Origin of the sequence: Lysobacter sp. ISL-50 (assembly GCF_018612875.1) — a bacterium.
GTDB lineage: Bacteria > Pseudomonadota > Gammaproteobacteria > Xanthomonadales > Xanthomonadaceae > Lysobacter.
In genome coordinates this window covers 20395-46536 of record NZ_JAGGRI010000002.1, presented here as the reverse complement: position 1 = coordinate 46536, position 26142 = coordinate 20395, and the positions used below count along the sequence as shown (strand labels likewise).

12 protein-coding genes and 1 pseudogene are annotated in these 26142 nt (G+C 63.2%); 7 read left to right on the top strand and 6 right to left on the bottom strand.

Features of this window, described 5'->3' with window-relative positions:
• The first annotated feature begins 98 nt into the window (after positions 1–98).
• The 4 genes from J7J50_RS00750 (at position 99) to J7J50_RS00735 (ending at position 3890) form a co-directional block, all read left to right on the top strand.
• Positions 99–683: a hypothetical protein gene (locus J7J50_RS00750; RefSeq protein WP_215057661.1), complete on the top strand. Its 585-nt coding sequence runs from the start codon at positions 99–101 to the stop codon at positions 681–683.
• A gap of 238 nt (positions 684–921) precedes the next feature.
• Positions 922–1836: a hypothetical protein gene (locus J7J50_RS00745; protein WP_215057662.1), complete on the top strand. Its 915-nt coding sequence runs from the start codon at positions 922–924 to the stop codon at positions 1834–1836.
• A gap of 68 nt (positions 1837–1904) precedes the next feature.
• Positions 1905–2888: a hypothetical protein gene (locus J7J50_RS00740; protein WP_215057663.1), complete on the top strand. Its 984-nt coding sequence runs from the start codon at positions 1905–1907 to the stop codon at positions 2886–2888.
• 36 nt (positions 2889–2924) lie between these two features.
• Complete coding sequence (locus tag J7J50_RS00735) at positions 2925–3890, top strand: hypothetical protein (RefSeq protein WP_215057664.1); 966 nt, start codon at positions 2925–2927, stop codon at positions 3888–3890.
• 75 nt (positions 3891–3965) lie between these two features.
• Here the strand turns inward: J7J50_RS00735 and J7J50_RS00730 are convergent, their stop codons facing one another.
• The 3 genes and pseudogenes from J7J50_RS00730 to J7J50_RS00720 form a co-directional block, all read right to left on the bottom strand.
• The gene (locus J7J50_RS00730; RefSeq protein ID WP_215057665.1) at positions 3966–4364 is read right to left on the bottom strand and encodes a hypothetical protein; all 399 of its coding nucleotides are present in this window, start codon (positions 4362–4364) and stop codon (positions 3966–3968) included.
• 227 nt (positions 4365–4591) lie between these two features.
• Positions 4592–6517 (bottom strand): annotated as a pseudogene (locus J7J50_RS00725) (carbohydrate-binding protein); the annotation flags it as partial.
• Positions 6518–6532: 15 nt separating this feature from the next.
• Positions 6533–6790: a hypothetical protein gene (locus J7J50_RS00720; RefSeq protein ID WP_215057666.1), complete on the bottom strand. Its 258-nt coding sequence runs from the start codon at positions 6788–6790 to the stop codon at positions 6533–6535.
• A gap of 358 nt (positions 6791–7148) precedes the next feature.
• Between J7J50_RS00720 and J7J50_RS00715 the strand changes: the two genes are divergently transcribed.
• On the top strand, positions 7149–7565 hold the full coding sequence (locus J7J50_RS00715) for an MmcQ/YjbR family DNA-binding protein (protein ID WP_215057667.1): 417 nt from the start codon (positions 7149–7151) through the stop codon (positions 7563–7565).
• Between the two features lie 183 nt (positions 7566–7748).
• Here J7J50_RS00715 and J7J50_RS00710 read toward each other — a convergent pair whose 3' ends face one another.
• The gene (locus J7J50_RS00710) at positions 7749–8219 is read right to left on the bottom strand and encodes a hypothetical protein (protein WP_215057668.1); all 471 of its coding nucleotides are present in this window, start codon (positions 8217–8219) and stop codon (positions 7749–7751) included.
• 462 nt (positions 8220–8681) lie between these two features.
• Entirely contained in the window at positions 8682–22787 is a 14106-nt protein-coding gene (locus J7J50_RS00705) for a LysM peptidoglycan-binding domain-containing protein (RefSeq protein ID WP_343222411.1), read from the bottom strand.
• 574 nt (positions 22788–23361) lie between these two features.
• Between J7J50_RS00705 and J7J50_RS25055 the strand changes: the two genes are divergently transcribed.
• Entirely contained in the window at positions 23362–23493 is a 132-nt protein-coding gene (locus J7J50_RS25055; RefSeq protein WP_285222298.1) for a hypothetical protein, read from the top strand.
• A 905-nt stretch (positions 23494–24398) separates the two neighbouring features.
• On the opposite strand, the gene J7J50_RS00700 is transcribed toward J7J50_RS25055, so the two are convergent.
• Positions 24399–25127 (bottom strand): hypothetical protein, encoded by a 729-nt coding sequence (locus J7J50_RS00700; protein ID WP_215057670.1) that lies wholly within the window; start codon positions 25125–25127, stop codon positions 24399–24401.
• Positions 25128–25332: 205 nt separating this feature from the next.
• Between J7J50_RS00700 and J7J50_RS00695 the strand changes: the two genes are divergently transcribed.
• Positions 25333–26109 carry a trans-aconitate 2-methyltransferase gene (locus J7J50_RS00695; protein ID WP_215057671.1) on the top strand — a complete coding sequence of 259 codons (777 nt, stop codon included), beginning with the start codon at positions 25333–25335 and terminating at the stop codon, positions 26107–26109.
• Positions 26110–26142 lie beyond the last annotated feature (33 nt).

Sequence of the window (26142 nt, the reverse complement as noted above, 5' to 3'; positions counted from 1 at the left end):
CCGTCAGGCAGCGCAGCCACGGCGCCCGCTTCATCCGTGACAGCCCGTTAGGACACGCTCGTGTCCGTATACCTCGACGCATCACAGGAGAAAACGTAATGTCCAAGCTCAAGACTTCCCTTCTCGCCCTGGCCACCGCCGCGGCCGTCTTCGGCGCGAGCTCGGCCTCCGCTGCCTCGTTCGAACTGTGGAACGGCAGCGGCTGGGCCAACAGCGGTACGCTCACCTTCTTCGGCCCGACCACCGCGAGTTACGTCGGCGTCGGGGTACCTTGCAATGCCAGCTTCACGGTCACCGTCACTGGCGGCAGTGCCTCGGTGACCGCCGCGAGCTTCAGCGGTTCTTCGGCCTGCGCCGGCATCACCGCTTACAACCTGCCGTGGGCGATGACTCCCAGCGCCTATACCGGCGCGAATCCGCCGTTCACCGGCTCACCGACCCTGACGCCGACGCTGTGGGGCGTGGCCATCAGCGGCGTGCGGATCTACATCCCCTCGCCGTTGAACGTCTATTGCCCCAGCCAGACCGGCTCCGGCAGCATCAACGGCGTGCTGGATTCCACCTCCACGGCCACCAAGAACAATCAGTTCGTGTTCAAGGGCGCGTTGGGCGCTTGCTCGGTGCAGACCCAGAACAACGGCGCGCTGAGCGCCAGTACGCTGGTACGCGTGGTGGGCTTGTAACCACCCGACGACGTCCGGCACCGGCCGGCGACCCGCGGCGCTTCATGCGTGGCGCGCGGGTCGCGGTCTCGCATACCCCTCCGGACACGTCGATGAGCCGAGAAGGATTTCGGCACAGGGGAGGAGATTTTCCTCCCCTTTTTGTCCCCATCAGCGCAGCGCGGCCGTCGCGGTCGCGAGCAGGCCCGGCCGCGTGGAACACGCGCCGGCCGCACTCAACTTTCAGGAGAATCCGAGAATGCGCAAGACTCCGCTTTGCACTGCCGCGGCGGCGGCATTGCTGACGCTCGCGAGCGCGTCGGTGGCCAACGCCGGTACGCCGTCGGGCCCGTATGCGATGTTCAAATACTGCCCGTACACCGACCCGGCGGTAGGCAGCTGCGTCATCAACACCACCAATTCCGGTTCGCTCACCATCGGCAGCACCACCATGCCGATCGACAAGCCGATCGTGCTGCAGGGCGGTATCGAGTCCATCGGTGCCTCGCCGCTGTACGACGCGATCGGCGCGCCGACCCTGAAGTCGCCCGCGGCCAAGGTGCCCGGCGGCCTGCTCGGCATCGTCAATCCGGCGCCGAACTGGCCGGGCCCGTTGTGGACCGCGTTCTGGGCATTGGTGGCCACCGTCAACGACGTCAACGCCACCATCGAGCCGGTGCAGCAGATCCAGACCAACTTCGGCAATGCGCTGTTCCCGCCGACCGACGGCAGCGACCCGACCGTGGCGCGGCTGGCGGTGCGCGTGCATCTGCAAAATCCGTTCCTCGGCGACAAGTGCTACATCGGATCGGCGCAGAATCCGGTCGTGCTCAAGCTGCAGACCGGCACTACCGCGCCGCCGCTGCCGAACCTGCCGATCTCGGGCAATCCGGGCACGGCGACCACGGTATGGACCGACGAGCCGAACTTCATCGGCTACCTGCAGATCGACGGCACCACCCTGGTCGATAACTCCTTCGCTGTACCGGCGGCGAGCGGTTGCGGCAATATCGCGCTGGGCCTGCCGATCCTCACCCCGATCCTGGATGCCCTGGTATCGGGCGCGGTGAATCTGAAAGTGGGCCTGCCGGCCGTCGCGGGCAAGAACACCGCGATCATGACCGGCAACGCGTCGATCGCCGCATCGGCTTACGTTCTCGATAGCGAAAGGTAATCGTTGGTCAGGATGCATCGATCAGGCCATCACCGGCAGGCGAAGCGGTTCGCGCGAACCGCTTCGCCGTGGCCCGTCTGATGCGCGGCCGCGCGCTGGCGACGATCGCCGCCGCGCTGGCCGTCGCGGCCGGCGTGTACGGCTTCGGCCTGATCCAGGGCCGCTCGACCGGCGCGCCCGCTGCGGCCTCGCCCAGCGCGAGTCCGACGGCGAACCAAGCCGCCGCCGTGCCCGGCAAAGCGGCGCGCAAAGCCGCCGCAGATGCCGCCGCCAACTCGCCCAAGCTGACCGCCTCGCTGAAATCCGCCTTCGCCGACCTGCGCGCCCGCGCCGCCGCAGGCGACATCGCCGCGGCGACCCGCCTGTATCGCGACCTCAGCCTGTGCCGGCGCTTCGAACGCCTGGATCGCGATAACACTCAACTTTCCGACGAATTGCTGGGGCAAACGGTAGCCTCGATGAACGCGCAGCAGTTGAAGAACTACCGCGCCCAGCTCGACGCCATCGAATCGCGCAAACAGGCGCTGGATGGCATGCGCGCGCTGTGCGACGGCGCCGACCAGGAAATGCTCGACCAGTTGCTGCCCAACCTGCAGCGCGCCGCGCTGGCGGGCGAGCCGTATGCGCGCGCTTGCTATCTCGAGCGCGGGCCGAACTACGACCCGGGCAGTCTGCTCGATCATCCCGAGCGCCTGGGATCGTATCGCCACGATGTCCAGGCGATGATCCAGGCCGGCGTCGAGGACGGCGACTGGCGAGTGATCAGCGCGCTGCGCAACGCCTATCAGCCTGGCGCGTCCACGCTGCTCTCGGCCGCGGTTGGTACCGATGCCTACTCGCGTTACCGTTACCTGAAGCTTTTCCGCCTCGGGACACCGTCGGATCATGGCGAGCTCGATCGCGACATCCAGGCGGCGGCAAGCCGGCTCAGTGCGGCGCAGGCCGCGCAAGCCGACGCCTGGGCGGCGCGGACTTTCGATCATGATTTTCGGGGCAAGCCGATCGATGCGGATGGGCCATTGTGGGACCCCTGCGTTTTTCCCTATGAATGAACAGGCCGGCGACGGCCGATAACGAAGCGCGAGGATATGCAGACCAAACGCTCACTGTCGATCGCTGTCGCCGTGCTCGCCGCGGTGGTCGGCGCATACTTTCTTGGACGCGCGGATGCTCCGCAGACGCGTGCCGCGATGCATGTGAAGCTCGCCGACGCCGCGACGGCACAGGGCATGGATGATGAGGCCGCGCTCGGATCGAGCCCGCTGGCCTCCAAGCGCGGCCTGCTGCCGCCGCCCGACACGCCGCTGAAGAATAGCTTCGCCGAGCTGCGCGCGCGCGCCGCCGGCGGCGATGCCGACGCGGCCAAGCGCCTGCTGCGCGATCTCGACCGCTGCAGCCGCCTGCGCAGTTCGCAATGGAAAAGCGAGGGCGCGACCAACGACCTCACCCGCAAGTCCACCGATGGTATGAGCGCGGCACAGCTGCGCACCTACCAGCTACAGCTCGACGCGATGGAGCTGCGCCAGCAGGGCGTGCGCAAGAACCAGGCGCTGTGCGCCGGCGTCGGCGACAAGATGCTCGACGCGCTGGTGCCGAGCATCGCCCAGGCCGCGCGCCTGGGCGACGAGCAGGCGCGCGCGTGCTATCTCGACCGCGGCCCGCTTTACGATGCGCGCAGCCTGATCAAGCATCCAGAATCCTTGCGCAACTATGGCAACGCCGCCTCGGCGTTGATCGACAGCGGCCTGGCCGCCGGCGACTGGCGCGTGGTCGATCTGCTGCAGCAAGCCTACGAACCGGGCGCGCAGAGTCTGCTCGCCGGTCTGATCGGCGCCGATCCGGTGCAGCACTACCGCTACCTCAAGCTGTATCGCCTCGGCGCGGAATCGCATCGCGTCGCCCAACTCGACCGGCAACTCGACGCGATCGCATCGAGCCTGAGCCCGGGGCAGCTGGTCGAAGCCAACGAGTGGGCGCAGACCACGCTGCGGCAGAATTTTAAGGACAGCTCGACCCAGACCACGCCGCCGGGATGGGATTCGTGCGAGTTCTGAGCGCGCACGGGTCAGGGCCCGCGTGCGCCCGAAACGGCGATGATGTCGTGACTCGACGACATCGCCGCGCGGCGGTCAGGGTTGCTTGACCGCGTTCGAAGAACCGTTGCTGACATACACGCTGGTGCAATTGCCCGCGCCGTCGAAGCTGAAATCCACGTAGGAATCGGCGCTGACCGATTGCGCGACCGCGACCAGCGCCGCGTTGTAAGTCGTGCATTGGACGTAGGTGCCGGCGGCGTTACGCGCTTCGCACGCGGCCACCACCGTCGTCCCGGTCGCGCTGCTCGCGCAACCGATGGTCTGGTTGACGCCGGCGCTGGCGCGCGCGGCGGCCAGCATGCCGAACGCACGGACCGGTTGGCCCTGAGGATTGGTGGAGATGCTGACGGGAACATTGCTCTTCTCGCCTGCCTGAGCCAGCCCTGTCGCTACGATCAGTGCCGCCGCGGCGACCATTGCCAGTGACTTCATTGTGTTTCCTCCTTGAAGGCCTTCCACCGCGGAAGGCGCGAACGCAATGAAGCACGCGCCCAAGATCGAAACCATCACGCGTTGATACACATGTGGAAGCGATTGCGGCAATGCCGGATACGTCTCACAAGCAGCGTGCAAACTGTCGCAAGACGCAGGACCGGCGGCGCCTCACACGTCATTACGCGATGCGCGCTGGACAAGCCCGCGCGCATCGCGACCCCACACTATTTGACCAGGCGCGCCGTGGTATTGGCCGAGTTGGCGCTGTCGCCGTACTGATTGATCACGTGGGTGATCTCGCCATAGCCGCCGCCCAGCGACACCGTAGTCATGTTGTGAAACATTGCGCCGTTCAAACCCGCGGCCGGCGCTTCGATCGCGCTGAACAACTTGACGCTGCGGTTGACGTTGAAGAAGCAGTAGATTCCCACGCCCCAAGCATCGTGATTGGTCACCGACTCGGCGACCTTGTACGAGGCGAAACCGTTGACGCCGTTGTTCATCCAACTGCTCTGGTTCGGCACGTCGTAGGGAATCTCGCTCTGGTAGAAATACACCCGGCCGTTGTTGCCGTTCCAGATGGTCTGGTACTGGTGGAAGTGCTCGACGAACAAGCCATAGGCCGAGACGTTGTTGCCGTTGACGATCAGGCCGTTGACCGTGGTGTTGAGATCCCAGCCCCAACCGGTGCCGTGATCGGCGCGCCACAGCCACAAGTGATCGGCGATCACATCATAACTGTTGATCTTCAGGCTTACCGAGGCGCGGCCGACCGCGGCGCCGCCGATGCGGAAGAACACATCGTGCAGCGAAGTCGGATTGGCGGCGTGGCCGGCGGAGCTGCCGTTCGGGCCGATCTCCAGCAGCACTTGCGAATTGGTCACGCCGGCATCGAACAATAGGCCGGCGATCTTGACGCCATCGACATCGGCTACGCTCATCGCGTTGACGCCGTTGTCCGCGAGCAGCGTCGCCAGGCCCAGGCCGAGCACCACGGTGTTGGCGCGGGTGACGCGCAAGGTGTCGTTCAATCGATAGATGCCGGGCGTCAACAACAAATGCTTGCCCTGATTCAGCGCCGCGTTGAGCGTGGCCGCATTGTCGATGCCGGCCTTGGCGATAGAACGACTCGATCGAAGCGATTGACCGGCCGCCGCGCCGTTGCCCCAGCTCGTGCCGCTGCTATTGCTGCGCAGAGCCGGGACGAACACGCTGTAACGATTGGACGCGTCCACGGTCAGGAACGGCTTCTCGCGCACCACCGGCACGGTCGCGCGCACGGTGTTGGGCGGATTCGGCCACGATGCGCCGTTGGGCGCGCCGCCGACACCGGCGAAGACCATGTTCCAGTTCGAACCGGCCCAGCTTCCCAGTTGCGAATTGCGCGTGAACCACTGCTGCTGCCCGCCGGAATTGACCTGCCCGTCCACTCGCGTATCGGCCATGAAACCGCCGCTGGACCAACCGTTATCGTCCAGCGCCATGTTGCCGCGCACATGCACGCGTCGGAACGGCGCGGCCTGCGACACCGCCCAACGATTCACGCCGCCGTTGGGATTGATCGCCAGATTCTCCGCCACCCGCCAGAAATTGTGCGTGGCGTTGCCGTCGAACCAATCGGCCTCGGCATGCACTGCGCCGTTGATGTTGACATCGTCCGGCGACGCGCCCAGGCCAAGCACCTGCGTGTAGAAACCGACATTGACGTCGATGTTGTACGTGCCCGGCTTGAACACGATCGCGTAACGATCCGGTCCGAACTGATTGCGCTCCTGCAGCCGGAAGATATCGTTGGCGGTGGCCTGCATGGCCGACGGCGACAGGCTCGGATCGAAGATCACCACGTGGGGCCCGAAGTCCGGACCGGCACCAGCGCCGCCGATCGAGAACCAGTTGAAATTGCCGCTGCCGCCGTTCGCGCCGACGCTGTCCATCCGCAACTGGATCACGTGCGTGCCGGCCGGCAAATTGATGCCGGTCGAAAGCGTCCGCCAGTTCTGCCAGCCGCCGGTATCGGGCACGCTCAACGTCGATGTCGCCACCGCGCCATCGACGTTGAAATGGAAACTGCCGCCCGCACCATGGCTGGCCACGCGCACTTGCAGCGTGTAGTTGCCCGCCTGCGCGACGTTGACGGTGTAGTTGAGCCACTCGCTGGCGACCGTCTAACCGACGTTGTAACCGCCGCCGGTATCGCCGCTGGCCTCGATACCGACGCCGTCGCTGCGATACTGCCCGCCCGGATTGGTATTGCCCGGATTGTAGTAACCGACGTTCTGCCCGCCCAGGTCGAAATTCTCCGCCTGCACCATTCCTGGCAGCGCCCACGCAGCGCCGCCGTACGGCGACCCCGCCCAGGCACTACCGAAGGGCACGCTGAGCGCGAACGCAAAACCGATCACGAGGCCGAATGCTGTTTTCACGATGAAATCTCCGGGCAGAGTCGCGGTAACGGACACAGAAGTTGGCCGTCGTTCTACCCAGATCCACCGACGGATCTGCTGCCTGCGTTGCGAATTAGCCGAAGGTAGTAGGCCGCCTGCGCGATCGCCGGCCGAAGTTGCTGATCCAGGTCGCGATTCGCGCGTCGAATCGCAACGGATTTTGTCCCACGGACATGCGGGGCTGTGCAGTCGCACATTTGGTTGCGAATGATTCGATTGGCGGCTGGTGCGGCAATCGAGCGGCGATGCGGATCGTATGCCGCTGTGCATGGACCGATGTTGCGGGTCGCGCGTCCGAGACTCACGATGGCGATCGTGCGTATTCCGGCAGGAGACCTTGAGATGGCCTCACCCACCGATTCCGCCCGCGATCCTGACTCGTCTCAACGCCATCTGCCTCGGCTTACCCGAGGCTTACGAAGAACCCGCCTGGACCGGCATCCGCTGGATGGTGGCGAAGAAGAATTTCGCCCATGTGGTGATGATCGACAACGGATGGCCGCCGGCTTATGCCGAAGCCGCCGGTAGTCCGGGACCGATGGTCGTACTGACGTTTCGACTACCTATCGCGCGCTTGGCGGCTCCGAAGTTTTCGAGGCCGCCGTTTTTCAGGCCGGTGTGGTTTGCGAATATTGTCGGCGTAGCGGTCGATATGAGTAGCGACTGGGAGGAGATTGCCGATCTGCTGACGGAAAGTTACTGCGTGTTGGCGCCGAAGAAGCTTGCAGTTCTGCTTGATCGACCAAATCACTGAAGCGTCGCTACTAGACCCTAACCGCCGAGAAACCGTTTCATTAAATCAGGCGGGCGGTTGAAAGAACGCACCAGACCGATGACTGTCAACGCAACAAAGACCGTAGTTCTGGATGCATACATTATCAATAAAAACTTATCCGCGACCAAATAAAAGCGAACCAATACGTACTACGAGTTTTATTTAAACAGAAACATGAACAATTAGAGGAGACTCTAGATCCTGATATAAGCGGGCCCGAACGTACAAACCAGCCACAAGCAACGTCTCATCTTCATCAACGCCGGAATCATCAATTGCAAACAGCTCAGACTCCAATCTCCCGCCATTAAGAGCCTCAGCCCTAACAGCAGGATGATCCCTCAATATATTTGCAGGCATCAGCCCACCAACGCCCCCTCTAAAAGTAACCAAAAAATCTCCTGCCGCACTTTTCCTAACTTTAAAATCCGGTGCATTTGTCACTACAGCCAACATTTCCCTTTGGCACGCATGAGGATCAAACGACTGCGGACTCTGCTGCCACACCACGCAAGTTCCATTTTGAAAAACTACAAACTGCTTACCCGAAAAGCGCTTCTTCGCTTCCCCGATAATCCATTCATTGGCAGGCACTATGGTTGGCCGCCAAAGCGGCCTTGGATAATCCAACATATTTACTCCACCCAGATCGCAGGCCGGGGCAAAATCCTACCACACTGGGGACACCCTAGCTTAGGTAAATTGTCTGCCGCAAGAAGCGCCTCCATCTCTTGCGGCGCGCCGTAATACAAGCTTGGCTCAGTCGCGTTCGCAGCGAGTCCTTTCCAATCGCAGAACTCGCAAACTATGTGCTCAAGATGCACTCTTTGCCATTCGTGCTCAATCTTAAAAAGCAACAGCGGCAACCACTTCTTCGTTAGAACTCCGGGGTGATACAGGCCCAGGCAAAAGGCGTCATTTTTTCTCTTAACCAGCTCAACCATGTCGGAAGCATGTTTGGCGCCGGCCGGTAAACTGATGGGCTTACCCCGATACAACGCCCCCTTCAATAGATCAGGCCAAAGCCCAACTGATGGGACGTGCACTTCTTGGCAATTAACGGAAAAGACAACACCTTCCACTTGCAGCTCCTGATCAATGAATCGGCGGAGGCATTATAGGCTTTAACAAATTCGTGCCATTTCTAACCAAGTATTCACTCTCAGTTGCCCCTCTTAAGGTCTGCTCCAACAACGAAGAGCGCGGCACATATCCACCATAGGTGACTCCGCCGCGGGAAAATCTTGCCGCCACCGCCGGATCAGTTGTTACAGATATGAATGTTCTATCTAAACCAAAAGCGGGCTTTAGCTCAGTGCCGAATGCCGAATGCGCTTCCACATACTGACCTTCATCCCCCCAGATTTCGACCCATTGTTTGTGAGTCGCGTTGGAAGCCCGATAAGCATCATCCAGACCTCCGCTTTCTACGTAACCTCGCTGCGCTGAGTCGCTCAGTAGATGACCTGTCTCTTCAAAGATAGCGTTCTCTGTGCCTCTATTAGTGCCACGATATACATATACCATCTCTTCGCCAGCTTCCGCTGAGGCATGGGCCGTGGAGATCGTTCTATCTACCGAGGTTAAACGTCCCAGCTTACCGAGGTCTGATGCACTGCTCGCAAGACCTCTCAATGCCGTAACGGCGGTCATACCATATTTGAATATCGCGCCACCTCTGAGTCGGGCAGCGCTAATAGGATCGCCAGCGTCCTCGTACTGATTAGCGAGCTCGAACGGCTCGGCTAACGCATTCCAAACTTCCCCGGCCTTCTGACCCACAAAATCATGTGCGGCAGCCGTGTAGGGCGTTTCCACTCCGACGGTGTATAGCAAATTGCCTTCCCATGCGGCTTGATAAGTACTTGCCGTCTTAACCAAGCCGACCAACGCGCTCCTGCGTGCCTGATTAGCCTGAACTGCCGAACGCATAAATTCAGTATCAACTCCAACGCGAGCCAGCGTTTCGCCAAAGCCATCTGCGGCCATTGACAACCCGGCCGCAGCAAGATGGTAGGTGCCAACGACAGTGTCCTTGGTCATGCCGAGGCCATTTTCAATAGCGCCGATAAGCGCACCGCCTCCGCGCTTCAACCATATAGGGGCTTCGTATTGGGATTGCCAGTTCTGCTCAAAACTTTGGTGCGGCTGCATTCCTCCAATCCCACGCGGACCGCCGTATGTCGATGCCAACCAGTTGTAGTAGGCAGGTGCAGTCGCTTTGTACTGCTGACTCCGATAGTTGTTCAGCTCGACTTGCGACGTCGTTCGCGGCGGGGCGGGGCGGTTATAGCGAGTTGCCCACTCCCAAACCTGCATATAGTCGGACGTAAACTGCGGGTCGGGCGTCACGATCAGCGAGGGGAACGTTCTGGACACATCGCCGAAATTGCCGCTGGTGAACGGCGCCCCCGAACCTGCGATACGAACCGCTCTTCCACTTGAAACGGCTCCCGCTCCGGGAAGAGAGACATTCCCTTCATCCCAGAAATGACGCCCCCACACATTGCTGGTACCCAGCCCCTCCTCCGCAACCGTCCCGGAAGCGAAGGGCGAGAGGGTTTCCGCCGCATCTGCATTATTCGTGTTGGCCGCGTGGTCGGAAATACTGTTGCCGATCGTGCTGCCCAACGCGTCCAGGCCGACACTCATCAAGATGTCGCCGGATAGTTTTCCTCGTGCCGCAGCGCTAACCGCACCCGCCGCCAATCCGGTGACGAAATTACGTGTACCGGTTTTCCACACGTCTCCCAAAATGGTCTTATTCGAAATATCGCTCCAACCTTGGACGCCGTACTGCATACGGCCGATACCTTGCGCTACGCCGTAGCCAACGGCCCCACTTGCGGCAGATATGGCCACACTCTTCCAGTCGAAGCTGTCCTGCAAGCCGGTGGAGACTGCGATGCCTTGAGTCACCGTGGAGTTCAAGGCACTGCGCGCGGCTGCCTGCCCAAACTTGGTCGGCACGTTGCTGAGAAGATTCGAAATACCTGTCGAGCTCGCCAATCCGGCTGTAACGGCGGAACCGACAGCACCCAGCGCGACGCCCTTCCAGTCGAATTTGTCTTGCACTCCGCCGGCAATCAGTACTGCCTGACTAGCGATGCTTCCCACCGCACCGCCCAGAGCACCCGCGCCAACCGCCAAAGCGAATCCACCCGCGCCGGCTAACGTCGCGGTGCCGGCTCCCATGATTGCGCTGAAACCGGCGCCAAATCCTATGGTGGCAGCGCCCGCGGTGAAGATTGTCGCGACCACGGCCACGACGATCGCCAGCACTTTGACGAACCCACCGCACCCCTTGCCCTGACTCGGCGGCGGCGGCGGTTCCGGCACGGTCGGCGTGGTGTTACCCATCGCCGAGCCCGCGTCGTACGGCTTGAACGTACTCGCGTTGTTATGGATGTTGGTGACCTTGTTCGGCACCGTCAGCACGGTGTTGGCGATCAAGGGTTGGTTCGGGGCCAAGCCGTTGGCATCGGCCAGCAGGTACCACATCGCCGAGTCGCCCCACAGCGCGGCGGCGATGCCTTGCAGGGTATCGCCGGCCTTGACGATGTAACTGCCTGGCGCCGCGGTCGGGTACAGGCTGTTGATCGGCTGGTAGTTCTCGTCGAAGTTCGCGCCGGCCACCGGGGTGAAGCGCTTGTGGCGTTCGTCGTTCTTGGCGCCGGCCTGGGCTTCGTTCTGCGCCAGTTCCTTGGCGTAGTCGATGCGGTCGATGCCGTCGTCGCCGACGTTGCCGATCTGCTTGTCGTCGAAGAAGTAATAGCTGTGGTGCCGATTCTGTTCGGCGTTGACGATCATGCCCTGGGTGTCTTTCGTTCCGCCGAGCAGTTCATTGCGCTGCAGGATGCGGCCTTCGCCATCGACCTGATATGAGAAAGCGCGATGGCCCGAGCTGTCGTATGCCTGCAGGATGCGTCCCTGTTTGTCATACAGATAGTCGGAAAATCCGGGCGCCCAATCGTCGTGGGCTTCGTTATTGGCCTGAACCCTGATCTGGCTTTGCTTGGCGCTGTCGAACCACAAGTAGCTGTACGTCGTGGTCAGCGTGGTTTCTTCGCCATAGGTCTCGGTGTGTTCCACCGTGCCATCGGCCATGCGGAACGTGACCGTCCCCTTGTTGTTGATGTTGTCGTGGTCCTGCATCAACAGGCTGTCGTTGTCCCAGACATGGCTGATGTGGCTGCGCGCCGCGCCGTTGGCGTCGTACTCGATGTAGTCGATCACGCGACCGGCCAGATCGTTGACACGTCGCGCGCGCAGGACGTCGTTGATGCGGGTATCGGTCAGGTAGCCGCGCTGGTCGTACTCGTAGCGCTCGGTATGGCTGTCGCGGCCGTACTTGGCCATGCGACGCTGATTCGCGGCGTCGTAGCCCAGTTCCACGCCGTCTTCGTTGCCGACCACGATCCTCGCACGCGTATCGTCCGCGCTCGTCGCCTTCTCCACGCCCGCGTCCAGTTGCAGCTGGCCCATGGTGATGGTGAAGCGGTTCATGTTGTCGTAGCGGTACCAGTAGTCTTGAATGCGGGTGGCCCCGTTCAAGCCGTCCTTGTACATCGACTTCATGTGGATGCGGTTGCCCTGCGCATCGTAGCCGTAGGTGATTTCGTAGCGCGGGTCGAACACCCTGATCAGTCGATTCATGGCGTCGTATTCGCCGCGCGACTGCTGGAACGCCCAATTACCGTCCCGGGTGGTGAAGCCTTCGAAGGTACGGTTGCCGTTGTTGTCGTACTCGTAATCGCCCTTGATGCCGGTGACCGTGTCGGTCATGCGCTTGATCAGGCCGTTCTTGTAGTACTCGTAGCTGGTGGTACCGGAGGTCTTCAGCAGGCCGGCGAAGTTGTACTCGTAGCCGAACGTGTTGCCGCCCATATCGACATGGCTGAGCTTGCGACCCAGCGCGTCGACCAGATCGGTCATCGGCTTGCCCACCGCGGTGGTCGTCACCCGTCGCCAGGCGCCGAAGCCGCCATTGGCCTGCGCGTCCCAGGTCGCGGTGTACAAAGTCACCCGGCCCTGCGCGCTGGTCACCTTGCTGACTTCGCCTTCGATGCTGAAGTCGGTGGTGTCCGCGCCGAGCAGGCTGCTGGTGTGGCGGATTCGATGGTTGAGTTCGTCGTAAGCGTAGCTGTCCACGATCAACTCATCGTTCGGACCCTGCGGACGCTCGATCGAGATCAACCGGTTGTCGAGGTCGTAACCGTAGCCGGTGCGGCGGCCGAGTTCGTCGGTGACGACGCGCTGGTTGCCGAACACGTCGAGCTGGAAACGCTTGACGCCGTCGTCGGCATGCCACTCGGCGAGCAAGGTCGGCTGCGCGGAACCGTAGTTCCAGGCCTGGGTGGTACGGTTCCCGTTGGCATCGTAGTAAGCCACGATGCTGCCGACACGGTCGTAGACATAGCGGGTGACCGGCCGCGTCGTCATCTCGAAGCCGTTGCCGAGCGTGACCGTGACTTCCGCGTCCTCCTTGCGCACCAGCTTGCCGAGCGTGTTGTAGAACAGGCGCGTGGTCGGAATCACCGGCGAGCCGACTTCGGTCTTGGCGACGGCGTTGCCGTCGGCCTCGGACTCGATCTCACCGAACGCGTTATAGCTTTGTTGACGGTGGATCGTCAGCGCGGACGGCTCGAAGTTGGTGATCTCCCAGCTGGCTTCGATGGCCGGGCGATCGTTGTCGGCCCAGAAATAGCCGTTGTTGCGCACCAGGCGCTCGCCGGTGCCAGGGTTCTGCGCTTCGGTCAGGGTCCGGAAGACGTCATAGAAGTATTCGTACGTCGCCTGCTTGTCCAGGTCGAGGCTGTCCCAGCGGTACTTGCCATCGGCGCCGCGCAGGATGATCACCTGCTTGAACAACGTCTCGCTATTGCCTTCCGGGCGATAGTGCAGCACCAGCACCTGGCCTTCGGCGCTCTTGGGGTCCAGGTTCACCGTGTACAGATGATGATCGACCTTGATCACCGAGGCCTGCGTGCGTTGCGGACCGATCTCCACTTTGCCGGTGGCGGTGTAATTGCTCGGCGGAACGACCCGGTTGTCGATCAACGTCGCGACCAGCTTGTACTCGATCACACCGTTGCCGACTTCCGCGAGCACCTCGGGCGGGATCGCCCAGGCCGGGCTGAGCGCGCCGTTGGCGATGCTCAAGCCCGAGGCGCTGGCCGCGACGGTTCCGTCCGAGCGCAGCAGTTGCAGGTTCATCGATGCCGCATTCGGCGGCAGATTGCTCAGGCGGATGACGTTTTCATCGTCGCGCGGGAAGTCCAGCGCAACGTTCGGCGCACCGCCGACGGTGACTTCGCCGCGGATCGCCTCCAGTTCCTTGCCCTGTGCGTCGAGCATCTTGAGCACGACTTCGTAGTCGCCGCTCAATCCGCTGGTATCCCAACGCGCGCTGCCCTTCGTGCCCAATGGCGGCAAGCGGCCGAGCGCGGCCGTGCCGATCCACGGGTCCTGACTGCCCTTGCGGCGGTACTCCACGACCACGTTGGCCGGTACCGCACTCTTGCGCGTGAGCAGGTCGGTCATGTCCAGACCGTTGCCGTTCCACACGAAGGTGCCGACGCCGTTGGCCTGGAAGGCGCCGTCGGTGGTGTCGGGCGCGCGCTCGATGGATTGGTTCGGGCCTACCACCAGCGTGTATTTCTCGCGACGCACCAATGCGCCGCTGCTGTTGGTGGATACGTACAGCAGTTCGTACGCGCCATCCAGACCGGAGATATCGACCGTCGCCTTGCCCTGCTCGAACCCGCGCTCCACCGGCAACGACTGATATGGGCCGTTGGTATCCTTTCTGCGCACATAGACCTGCGGCGAATTGCCGGGGTCGTAGGCGTCGATCGGCATCTGGATGACATGGCCGGAGAACTCCGGCGGCAGCGAGCTGTTGACGGTCGTGGCCAGCGAGCCGGACATCACATCGACGCGGGAATCGTAATCCCAACCTTCATCCCACTTTATTTCGGCGTTGGCCTGATTGCTGGTGCCTACCAGAATTTCCCGGCCGCCACCGCTCCCGCGCGGAGTGACGAAGACCTTGACCGTAAGCGATATCGACGCATTTCGTATCGACGCGTCGACGTTGCGCAGGAACACCGGTACCTGCACCAACGCGGAGCGATTGTTTCTATCACCGACAAATTGGCCGAGCAAGGGATACACCGGTACCGGCTTGTTCATGTCCTCCCAGCGACCCGAAATAGGCCCCACCTGCTGGCCTTCGATCGCGATACGGATTTCGTATTCGCTGCCGAAGGCGTTGCTGTAGTCCGGTATCTGCAACAGGTAGGCCATCGAGGTCGGCGGATCATGGTCCCCGCCGCCCGGCCAAGCCCTGTAGATGTGATCGCCGGTCACCGGCGGCACACTGGTCGCATTGGTCGGCGCCACCGACGGCAAACCGTCGATCTCGCCGTGGTGCTGCGGATCGCGCACGCCGTTGCCCAACCGGCCGCCGACCGTGGACTGAATCTCGCCCGGACGGATCGGCAGGATGGCGGTCGTTTTGAGCCCCAGCCGCTCGCCCGCCGTGGTCATCGACGCCTGCACGACATCGATCAGCTTGTTGCGCTTGTCGTACAACGACAGCGTGGACGCGAACGCGCCCTGCTTTTCGAGCGGCGGGTCTAGGATTTTGTCCAGCGTCCACGCCGCATCCGACAGGTCCTCGGATTGCGACTGGATCTGCAGCGCGGTGTTGCCGGCGCCGTCGTACACATAGACCTTGGTGATTCCGCCTTCCATGTTGCTCTTGAGCACACGGCCCGCATAGTCGTACTCGGCGAACTCCTGCCAATCCTTCTTGGGATCGCCCTGCAGCGCGCCCAGACCGCGACCGGTAACGTCGCCGAACACGTTATAGCGGGTGCGGCGCTCGACGCTGCGGGTGCCGTCGCTGCCGACGGTAACGCGGCTGATTTCGCGATTATTTTCGTCGAAGCTGAGCTGCACCGTCTCGGTGCGTTGACCTCCGGCCGAGTCGGTGCGCAGGTAGCTCATGCTGACCATGTTGCCGACCACGTCGTAACCGAAGCGCGTGGTGTAGTTCAGCGCGTTGGTCTTGGACAGCAGGCGGCCGCCGGCACCATAGACGTAGCTGGTGACCTGATCGAGATCGTTACCCGCGCCGCGACGGGTTTCCTTCAGCACCTGGTTCAGGCCGTTGTAGCCGTACTCGGTGCGCGCGGCCACGAAGCGGCCCGCGTAATCGACGAAGCCCGGCAGGATCGCCGCGGTGTTGCGGCCGATCTTGTCGTACTCCCAGCCGAATACACTGCCGTTGGCGTCGGTGCGCCTGAGCAGGTTGCCGGCGGCATCATAAGCATAGGCCGTGGTCGCGGTGCCGTTGTCGATCTGCGTCAGCGCGCCGGTGCCGGTATCGACGACGCCATAATCCACGTTGAGCCGCGACTCGCTCAGGCGACGGCCCATCTTGTCGTAGGTGTAGACGGTGACGCGATCGTTCTCTTCATCGACCGGCCAGTTGGAGATGATCTGCTCGACCGGCTCATCGCTTGCGAACGCGGCCTGCCGTGCCAACGCCGGCGGTGGACGACGCTGGCTGTAGCGCGTTTCGGTCAGCACGTTGCCTTCGGCATCGCGATCCCACTTGATCGCATAACCTTCGCCGTCGATCTCCAGACGCTTCTGGCCGAGCGCGTTGTAATAGGTCTGGGTGATATTGCCGTTACCGTCGCTGTACTCGACCAGACGACCGCCGAGATCGTAGCTCCAGCGCTCGACGATGTCGGTGCCGTTGACAATGTATCGCTGCTTTTCCGGATGATCCGGATCCGGTCCGTACGCGCCGTGCGCCACGCCGATTACTTGCGATTCGATGCGGCGGCCGTTGGCGTCGTAAACGAATCGCGTCTCGCGCACCTGATCGGGCTTGCCGGTCGTCGGGTTGATCCACTCCGCCGGCAGCGCCCAGCCTGCCGGCAATGCCACCGCCTTCTCGAACGCACGCGTGCGCACCAGATTTCCGGCGGCGTCGAACTCGTTGAGCGCCAGCAGGCCGTTGCTATCGACCTGACCAACTTGGCGGTTGTTGGCGTCGTAGTAGAAGACCGTGCGCGCGTTGTTGGCGCCGATCTTTTCGATCAGATTGCCGCGAGCGTCGTACTTGGCTTTCTCGACCGCGTTGACATCGCCCTGCCCGGTGGCGACGACCGCCGTGCTGGAGATCTTGCGATTCAAGGCGTCGTAGGCGAACAGCGTAACGCGCGAGTCGGCGCTGTCGCCGGAATCGTCCTGACGAATCAGGTTGCCGTGCGCATCGTATTGGAAGTAATTCGTGACCGAAACCGGCGCCCCGCCCGCGCGCGCGGCGGCGGTGACCGGCAGCCGTTCGCTCAGCATCCGCCCCAGTTTGTCGTAGCCATAGTACGTCGTGCCGCCCAGCTTATTGGTCAGCTGAGTGCGATTGCCGAAGGCATCGTACCCGTAGGCTTCAACGCCCGACTGCGCATCGGTGACCTTGACCAGACGGCCGAGCAGGTCATACTCCATCTGCGTCGTCGCCACAGCGCCGGCCGGCGTGGCGGGAACACCGCCAGTGGGGAAGTTGTAATCGATGCGTTCGTAGTAGCGGTGGATCTTGCTGGCATTGCCCTGGAAATCGTATTCGGTGCGGGTCAAGTAGCCTTCGGGATCGACCTGATAGGTCACGCGGCCGAGCGCGTCGTAGAAGAAGAACCCAGCCCGGCCCATGGCGTCGATGATCTGGAAGGCTTCACCGAAACCGTTGTAATCGCGGCGGATCGTGCCGCCCTGCGGGTCGATCGATTCGACCAGACGTCCGTTGATGTCGTAGCTGGAACGGCTGGTGTACAGCGCCAGCAACGCCGCCTTCTGCGCGGCGTTCAGATCCGCCGCGCGTAACGCGGCTCCCGTTTCGTTCTTATAGCCGAGCGAAAACCGCTGTTCCAGCGCCCAGGCCGAATCGGATTCGGCCAACTCCACGCCGCGCGGATCGATGCTGGCGACGACTTGGCCGAAGGCGTTGTAGACGAAGCGCTTGCGCGATACCGCGGCAGTATCGGCCGCGGAGGTTTCTTCGACCACACGGCCGCCGGCGTCGTAGCTGCGGCGCGTGACCGTCTGTTCCGCCGTGCCCCACGCCGCGAACTCGGCGATCACTTGTCCCAAGCCATCGCGCTGATAGTGGCGCATGCCGCCGAGCGCATCGACGGTGTCGGACAAGCGGCCGGCCGCATCGTAGCGGTACTGGGTGGTTTGATTCGTACTGCCGGCGGCGGTCAACAACGCACGCAGGCTGGCCGCGTTGTCGTTCAGCGTGATCGCGCGGTCTGCGCCGAGCGCTCCCCACTTGCGATCGTAACGGGACGACGAGGTCGCATGATCCGCGGCGTCATAACCGGTTTCGGTGAAGTAACCTTCGGCGTCGTAGCTGAAGACGCTACGGCCGGCCGTATCGTAGAACCACATCGTGGTCGGGTTGACGGAGCGCGCATCGTTGCCGACGAATTGCGTGTACCACGCCGCCATGCCCTGCATCGTGTAGGCGCTGGGCCGCTGCGGCCCCGAGGCAAGCTGCAGGAAGCTGACGCTCATCCGGCGATTGCCGGCGGCGTCATAGGTGTAACGCGTGACGGTGTTTCCGGCATTCACCTGCCAGGCCACCCGGCCGGCGGCGTCATAGGCCCAATGTTCTTCGGCCGCCGCATTCGTGGGCTGGCCCGCGGCCCATGTGTCCAGCGCCTGCAACGTCGTCGCCGACGCGATCGGGTACGCGGCGGCAAAACGCGCGCGCGCGATCAGATTACCGTTGGCGTCGTACTGGTTGCGGGTGATGAAGCGCGCCGCGTCGATCTGGAACACCGCGCGTCCGGCCGCATCGTAGATCGTCTGGGTCTGACGATCTTGCGCGTGCATCGCCGACGTTTGTTCCGACAGCAGAGCGGTGACCGTCTGTGCCGTAATGTTGGTCCAGGTAGGTATCGCGACGGCATAAGCGATCGTACGGACAACGTTGTTCGAAGCGTCGTAGACAAGCTCGGTAACGTAACCCTGGCTGTCGATGGCGTAGCGAAGGCGGCCGTCTGTATCGAGGATTTGCTGGGTCGTCCGGTCAACGCCGGTCTGCGGCTGCAATCGAGCCTGAATCTCGGCCAATGTAACCTTCAGGCCCAAACCGGTCAGATCGATCGGCTTGGCGAATTGGGTGACTCCCAGGAAACGCCCCCAGACGCGATCGATATCGCGGCGCTGAACCGCGCCGGTCGCGTCGATAGTCAGTAACAATTCGCTGTTGCGATCGTAGACAAAGCGCGTCACCTGGCCGTTGGCATCGGTGCTCGCCACGACCATGTCGACGGCGTCGTAGGTGTAACGCGTGGTCAGCGCCAAGCCGTTCGGGTCGACGATCGTCGCGATGCGGCGGCCGCCCTTGTCGTATTCATAACGGGTAACCACGGCCGCCGCGGTTCCAACACCCTCCGTGGCCTGCACCGTCTGACCGAGCGCGTCGTATTCGAACGTGGTGGTCAGATTCAAACGGCCATCGCCAGCATCGACCACGACCGCGACCTTCTGGCCGTTGAGGTCGTAACGCGTCTCGGAGACCGTGCCGAGCGGATCGGTAACGCGGACCAACTGGCCTTTGGCGTCGTATTCGTACTTCGTTTTGATCGCCAGACCGGTCGGGTCGAGGGTACGGGTCAATACGCGGCCGACCGCGTCGTACTCGAAGCTGCTCTTGACGCCGCGGGCATCGGTGGTTTCGATCACCTGTCCGGCTTGGTCGTAATGGCTCGAAACCGTTCCGGCCGGATTGGTGGAACGAATCAGGCGACCGTCGAGATCGTACTCGTAAGTGGTGCTATTGCCGCGACCATCGATCAGCTCGACGACTTGGCCGTGCTCGTTGTAGCGGGTCTTGGTCAGCACCCCTTCGGCGGTGCTGACCTGGATCTCGCGATTGAACGCGGTGTAGCTATAGGTAGTGAAGGTCTGCACGCCCGGCGAGGTGTATTCGCCGCGCTTGAGTACATTGCCGAAGGCATCGTAGCTCAGAAAATAATTGGAGGCATCCGAATCGCGATCCTTGACAATAAGCACCTGGCCTCGGCGGTCGTAGGATTTTGACACGACGTTCTTCAGAGCGCCGTCGGCGCCCTGCACATAACGTGTGACCACCCGGCCGAAAGCATCGTAGTTATTGGTGGTGCGCAGCTTCAGTTGGCTGCCGCTGCCGGCAGAGTCCTCGATGACATTGACTTCGCGGCCGGCGCGATCGTAGTTGTGATCGATCTCGATCAGCTTGGATTGGCTACGCCCAAAATCGCTCCAGCGCGTCACCTTGTCGATCGCACCGAAGGTGGTGTAGGTGCGATCGGTGTATGCACCCAACGCATCGATCGTGCGCGACAACAACCCGGTCACCGCATAGCTCAGCGTGGTGCGGCTGGCTTTATCGTTGTCCAGCGCGGCGATCGCGTCGCGCTCGCTCTGGCTCATCTGGCCGCCGTGCATCTGGCCCAGCGACAACGAGGTCAGGCGCAAGCCATAGACGACGCTCTGCGAGACTTCACCAAAAATGTTGTAGCGCTGCTCGGTCACTTCGCCCGCTGCGCTGACCGTATGGGTCAGGCGGCCCTGCGCGTCGTAGTAGAACAAGGTCGAACGATCCAGCGCATCGATCATCGCAGTGCGATGGCCAGCGGCGTCGTACTGATAACGCACGCCCCAATCGGCCCAGATCGCGTCCACGGCGGACTGCGTCGGATTCGCGCCGAGCGCCTGCAGCGCCTTGACGCCTTCGCCGCTGAGTTGGGCGGTCAGACGGCCCTGCAGATCGAAGCGGTATTGTGTCTTTCGGTCGGCACGGTTCTCCGCGATCAGATTGCCCATGTTGTCGTACGCATATCGCGATTCGACATTTCCGCTGGACGAGAATTCGGTCTTGCTCAGCAGACGTCCGTCGGTGTCGTAGGTAAAGCTGGTTTTCTCCAGCACACCGGGCAATGTGACATCGAGCGAATCGGGGAATACCGGCCAATCGTTCTGCGGGTCCGGAGCCGACCAGACAGCCAGAAGATCGCCATACGCTGCCACCTCGCCGGAAGGATACTGCTGCACGGTGGAAGAGCCGGGCGACGTCCAGTTCGAATGCCCGCCCGCATCGAAAGAAACGCCGGAGAACTCAGCCGCATTGATCCATATGCTGCTGCCCGTGGCGACAAGGAACTCCAAGCGAACGTCGTGATTTTTTCCACGTGCGGCATTGGCGGAAAAGTTGTAGGTTTTATAGGTGATGCTGTCCAAGGTGACGGTCGCAGCGAGCGCGTTATCGACCCACACCTTGACTTGCGGGAAACCGCCAAAGGTCTCCATGCGCGCATTGAACGAGCCATTGAGCGTGTGAGTGCCCTTCAGCGAAGCTTCCGAGACCTGTTCGCCGCGGATTCGTTGGGTTACATGCCCCTGTGCGTCATATTCGTAGCGGGTGAGGTAACGTTCGCCGTCAATCTGCGAAACCAGTAATCCGCGGCTGTCGTAGTTGAAATAAGTATGAATATCTTGCGCGGTGGCGGTCGGCCGCAGCTGATCCAGGGTGCCGGTGTCGAACAGGTTTTGGTTCGCGAACTGCCAGTAAGCGATGGTTTTGACTTTGCGCCCGGCGCCGTCGTACAGCGTTTCGGTAACGCCGCCCGTGCCGTCCATGACGCCGATCAGCAGCCCGTCGGCGCTGTAGTAATAGCGCGTGATCAGATCGGTCGGAGTCGAGGGGAAGGCCGAGACCGCGTTCGCCACGGTCGGATTCGCACGGAACGTGGTCATGTTCACGCGGATGTCGTAGACCCGCGAACGGACCAATCGCGACGCCGCGTCATAGGTATATTCGGTCAAAGCGCCATCGGCGCCGACCGTCTTGTACAGACGGCCGGCCGAATCGTAAAACCGCCACTCCTCACGATCATTGACCGAATCCACCGCAGGCTTCAGTCCCGAATTCGCCAACGTCAGCATCACCGCCTGACCATTGACGGTCGTCGTCTGCTTCGGCTTGCCGTTCGCGTCCACCAGCGCCGCCATTGCCGCGGCGGTCGCCGCGTTGGAGTAGCGCGTGGTCTTGATGACCTGATTGTTAGCGTCGTACAGATACTCCGTCAGCGCCCCCGCCGAATCGATCTCGCCGGCGCGACGGCCGGCTTCGTCGTATAGCACATGCGTCTTCGCGCCCAGCGCGTCTTCGGTCATGCGCAGACGGCCGTCGGCGTCGTAGTGGTAGCGCACTTGCGACAGCACCGTGCCGCCGCCGCCCGATTCGGCCAGCGCGATCAGTTCGCCGGCGTGGTTGTAGGTCGAGGTGCGGACCAGGCCGTTACTGAAGCTGACGATGGTGCGGCGCTGGGCGTCGTCGTATTGGGTGAGCGTGATGCTGTCGTTGAACGCGGTCGCGCTCAGCACGCGGCCCAGGCCGTCGTAGGTGAATTGTTCGACGTCGGGGTTGCCGATCGGGCCGGCATAGTGCTGCAACAGGCGGCCTTGTTCGTCGTAGACGAAACGGCTCTGGATCGTCTTGTCGTCGATCACGCCGCTGCCGTCGGCGGCCAGCGTGCCGTATCGGGTGACGCTGCTTACGTTGCCGCGGAAGTCGTAGGCGGTGTCGGTGCGTTCGCCGATGCGGGAATTCGCGCCGGCCCAGCTGGCCAGGGCGGCTTCGGTGAACGTGGCGCCGGTGTACTTGCCTTCGGAATAGGTCAGCAAGCCGGTCTGCTGTCCGGCGGCGTTGTAGCGCAGCTCGGTCACGCGGCCTTCGGCGCTGATCTTGAAGCGCAGGTGCTGCTCGGCGTCGTAGACGTAACGCGTCGTCGCGGTGACCGTGTTCGGGCCGGACACGGTTTCGCTCAGCAGTTGGTTGTCGCTGCCGAACGTGCGCTCGACGATCGTGCCGACCGCGTCTTCCTGCTTGATCAGGTTGCCGGCGGCATCGTAGGTGTACTTCACCTCGTTGTTGAGACCGTCGCGGATGGTCGCGACCTGGCCGTCGGCGTTGTAAGTGAAGACCTGGATCTGGCGCACCCCGGCCACCGCCGGGCTGCTGGTCTGCAGGAGGCGGCCTTGGTCGTCGTAGCTCAGGATCGTGTCCTGGCCCAGCGGATCGGTGATGGTGGTGCGGCGGTTGGCGACGTCGTAGCTCAGCGTGGTCGTGCGCAGCACGCCGGTGTCGCTGGTCTGGGCGATGCTGGCGACGCGGTAGTCGCTGCCGACCAATTGATAGGTGAAGGCGACCTTGGCACCGTCGGACTGTGTGATCGAGGCGATGCGCGCACTGCTGCCGTCGTAGGCGTAGGTGCTGGTGAAGACCTTGCCGTCGCTGACGCTGTTGTCGTCCGGGCTCAGGTCCAGGGTCACCGTGCTCAAGCGGCCGCTGCCGTCGTAGCTGTAGCGCACCGCGGTCGAGGTCTGGGTACCGGCGCCGTTCTGGGTGACGGTGCGGACCTTGCTCAGGCGGTTGGAGCCGTCGTAGTCGAGGATCGTCGTCTCACCATCAGCGGTCGCCACCTGGCTGAGCGAGCCGGCGGTGTTGTAGCTGTACTGCACGGCGTTGCCGTCGCGATCGACGCTTTCGAACAAACGGCCGTTCTTCGTCGCGTCATACCGCTCGATCAGCTGGCTGCCGCCCTGGGTCCAGGTCCAGCGCTGGTTGCCGCCATCCCAGGCCAGGGTGTCGCGGGTGCCGGCGCCGGAGGTCGCCACGTACAGCGAGCGCGCCGTGTCCCAGGCGTAGGTGGTGCGGCTGCCGTCCCAGTCGGTGCGCGCGACCGTGCTGCCGGCGGTGTTGACCGTGCCGCTGAGGCCGTTGACCTGCTTGCTGGTGCCCGAGCGCCAAGCCTCGCCGACCAGTTGCGCCTGGCTGTTGTAGGCCCGGTACAGCTCGGCGTCCACGCCGCGGCCGAGCAGCCATTGGTCGCGGTCGCGCAGGATCAGGTTGCCGGTCGCGGCGTTGACGAACACCTGTTCGCCGCTCTTGCCGAAGCCCGCGCTACCGACCTGTCCCCTGCCGCCGAGTCCCAGCGCCGAAGACGACTGCAGACCCAGACCATTCCCTGTGACGATCGCGACCATGTGCCTATCCGTTCCGTTGTTGCCGCAGCTCTTGCGGCTCTCAATGGACTTCTCGGCACTTTTTTTGAAAAGTTTAGGGGCCCTCGGGAGTAAGCTGAATTTGCTGAACGAGGTGATTGCCGCGCCGATAGACGGGTGCGGGGAGCATTGAAACCCGGGGAGATCTCAGGGGCTGCGAGCGTCGAGGGCGACTTGTGTCCGCCCCCCAGGACCCACCATCGCGAGATCTTTCGACGAGATCCGCCTTTTGTGGGAGGGGCTTTAGCCCCGATGCTTTCCGATCAGCTGTCGGGACGCCTCACCGCAACGGATCGAGGCTGAAGCGCCTCCTACAGAGACTTCGCGCGCTCGCTAGTCAGGCCCGCGACCGCGACCACGAGTTCTTTCGACAAGATGCGCCTTTTGTGGGAGGGGCTTTAGCCCCGACGCTTTCCGGTCAGCTATCGGGACGCCTCGCCGCAACGGATCGAAGGGCATCGGGGCTGAAGCCCCTCCCACAGAGACTTCGCGCGCTCGCTGGTCCGGCCCGCGACCACGAGGTCTTTCCACGAGATCCGCCTTTTGTGGGAGGGGCTTTAGCCCCGACGCTTTCCGGTCAGCTATCGGGACGCCTCACCGCAACGGATCGAAGAGCATCGGGGCTGAAGCCCCTCCCACAGAGACTTCGCGCGCTCGCAGGTCCGGCCCGCGACACCGCCGGGGTCAATCGCTTCGGGTTGCCGCGGCCTTCCTCTCCTGGATGTATTCGAGCTCCTTCTTGCCGACCTCGCTGCCCGGATCGAGCTTGAGCGAGTCGCGATACGCCTGCGCCGCGCCGTCCAGATCGCCGGCCTCGACCAGCGCATAGCCGATGCCGCGCAGGATCAACGCGCGGGTCTGCGCCGAGGCCGAATACCGCTGCGCCAACGCCTGGGCCTTGCGATACAACGCCAGCGCGCCCGGCCAGTCGCCTTGGCGGCCGGTCAGATACGCGCGTTCGGCCAGGACATCGGCCCAATGCGGCGCGATCGCCTCGGCGCGGTCGAGCAAGGCCCGCGCGCGGTCGGGTTCGTTCGTATCGATCGCCAGAAACGCCGCCTGCTTGTAGGTCAACGGGCAAGCCCAATCGACGAAGGTCACCGTCGTCCCGGGCGGCGCCTGGTCGCGCAGTTCGCGCTCTTCGGCCTTATCGGCGACGCTGTAGAAAATTTCCGTCGCGGTGTTGCGCTTGCCGTCGCAGTACAACATCCCGGGCTGCAACACGTTCCAGGCCGCGCTGGGCCGTCCCTCGCGGACGTAGGCGGAGGCCTGATCGACGGCGCGGCGATACTCATGGCCCGGATACTCGTCGGCCTTGTACGCCAGGTCGGTCACGATCTGCGTGACCTCCGCGGCCGGCAGCACCGGCGCCGCGGCCAGCAGCGCCAACAGCGCGATCATTCGAGTCAGCATGGCTCCTCCTTGAAACCCGTCGATGCCGCCGATGCACGCGGCCGGAACCAATCGTAGTGCGGCACGCGGCGGCGATCCACCGATGCGCGCATCATCCGCCGCGACAGCGAACGGCGTACGGCCACGCCGCGCAAACCGCCGCACACGCCGTCTCGACCGGCCGCTCGTATAGTGCTGCGATACCAGCCTTCGATGGAGCCGTCGCATGTGGGACCCGGGCAAGTACCTCGACTTCGCCGACCTGCGCGGCCGGCCGTTCTTCGATCTGACCGCGCGCATCGGCATCGAACGTCCGCGGCGCGTGGTCGATCTGGGCTGCGGGCCCGGCAATCTGACTCTGGCGCTGGCGCAGCGCTGGCCGCAGGCGCAACTGGAAGCCAGCGACAACTCGCCGGAGATGGTCGAGGCCGCGCGCAAGGCTGGGATCGCCGCGGAGTTGATCGATGTGCGCCAGTGGACACCCAAGGCCGATACCGATGTGGTGATCTCCAACGCAGTGCTGCAATGGGTGCCGGAGCATCGGCAGTTGCTGGAACGTTGGGTGCGCGAGTTGCCGCCGGGCGCATGGATCGCGATCCAGGTGCCGGGCAATTTCGATGCGCCTTCGCATGTGCTCACGCGCGAGCTTGCCGCTAGCGCGGCATGGGCCGAGCGCCTGCGCGAGGTCGGGCTGCGCGAAGACGACGCGGTCGATACGCCCAAGCAGTACGCCGAGCGCCTGGCCACGCTGGGTTGCGCGGTCGATGCCTGGGAAACCCGCTACGTGCAGCGCCTGTCGGGCGACGACGCGGTGCTGGAGTGGATCACCGGCACCGCACTGCGGCCGGTCAAGGCGGCGCTGGATGCGGCCGATTGGCAACGCTTCCGCGCCGAGTTGGCGCCGATGCTGGACCGCGCCTATCCGCCGCGCGGCGACGGCACGACCTGGTTCGAATTCCGCCGCATCTTCGTGGTGGCGCGCACGCCGGGCGGCGGGCGCTGATCCGGCCGCCGCCGCGCGCGGCGACGCCGTCAG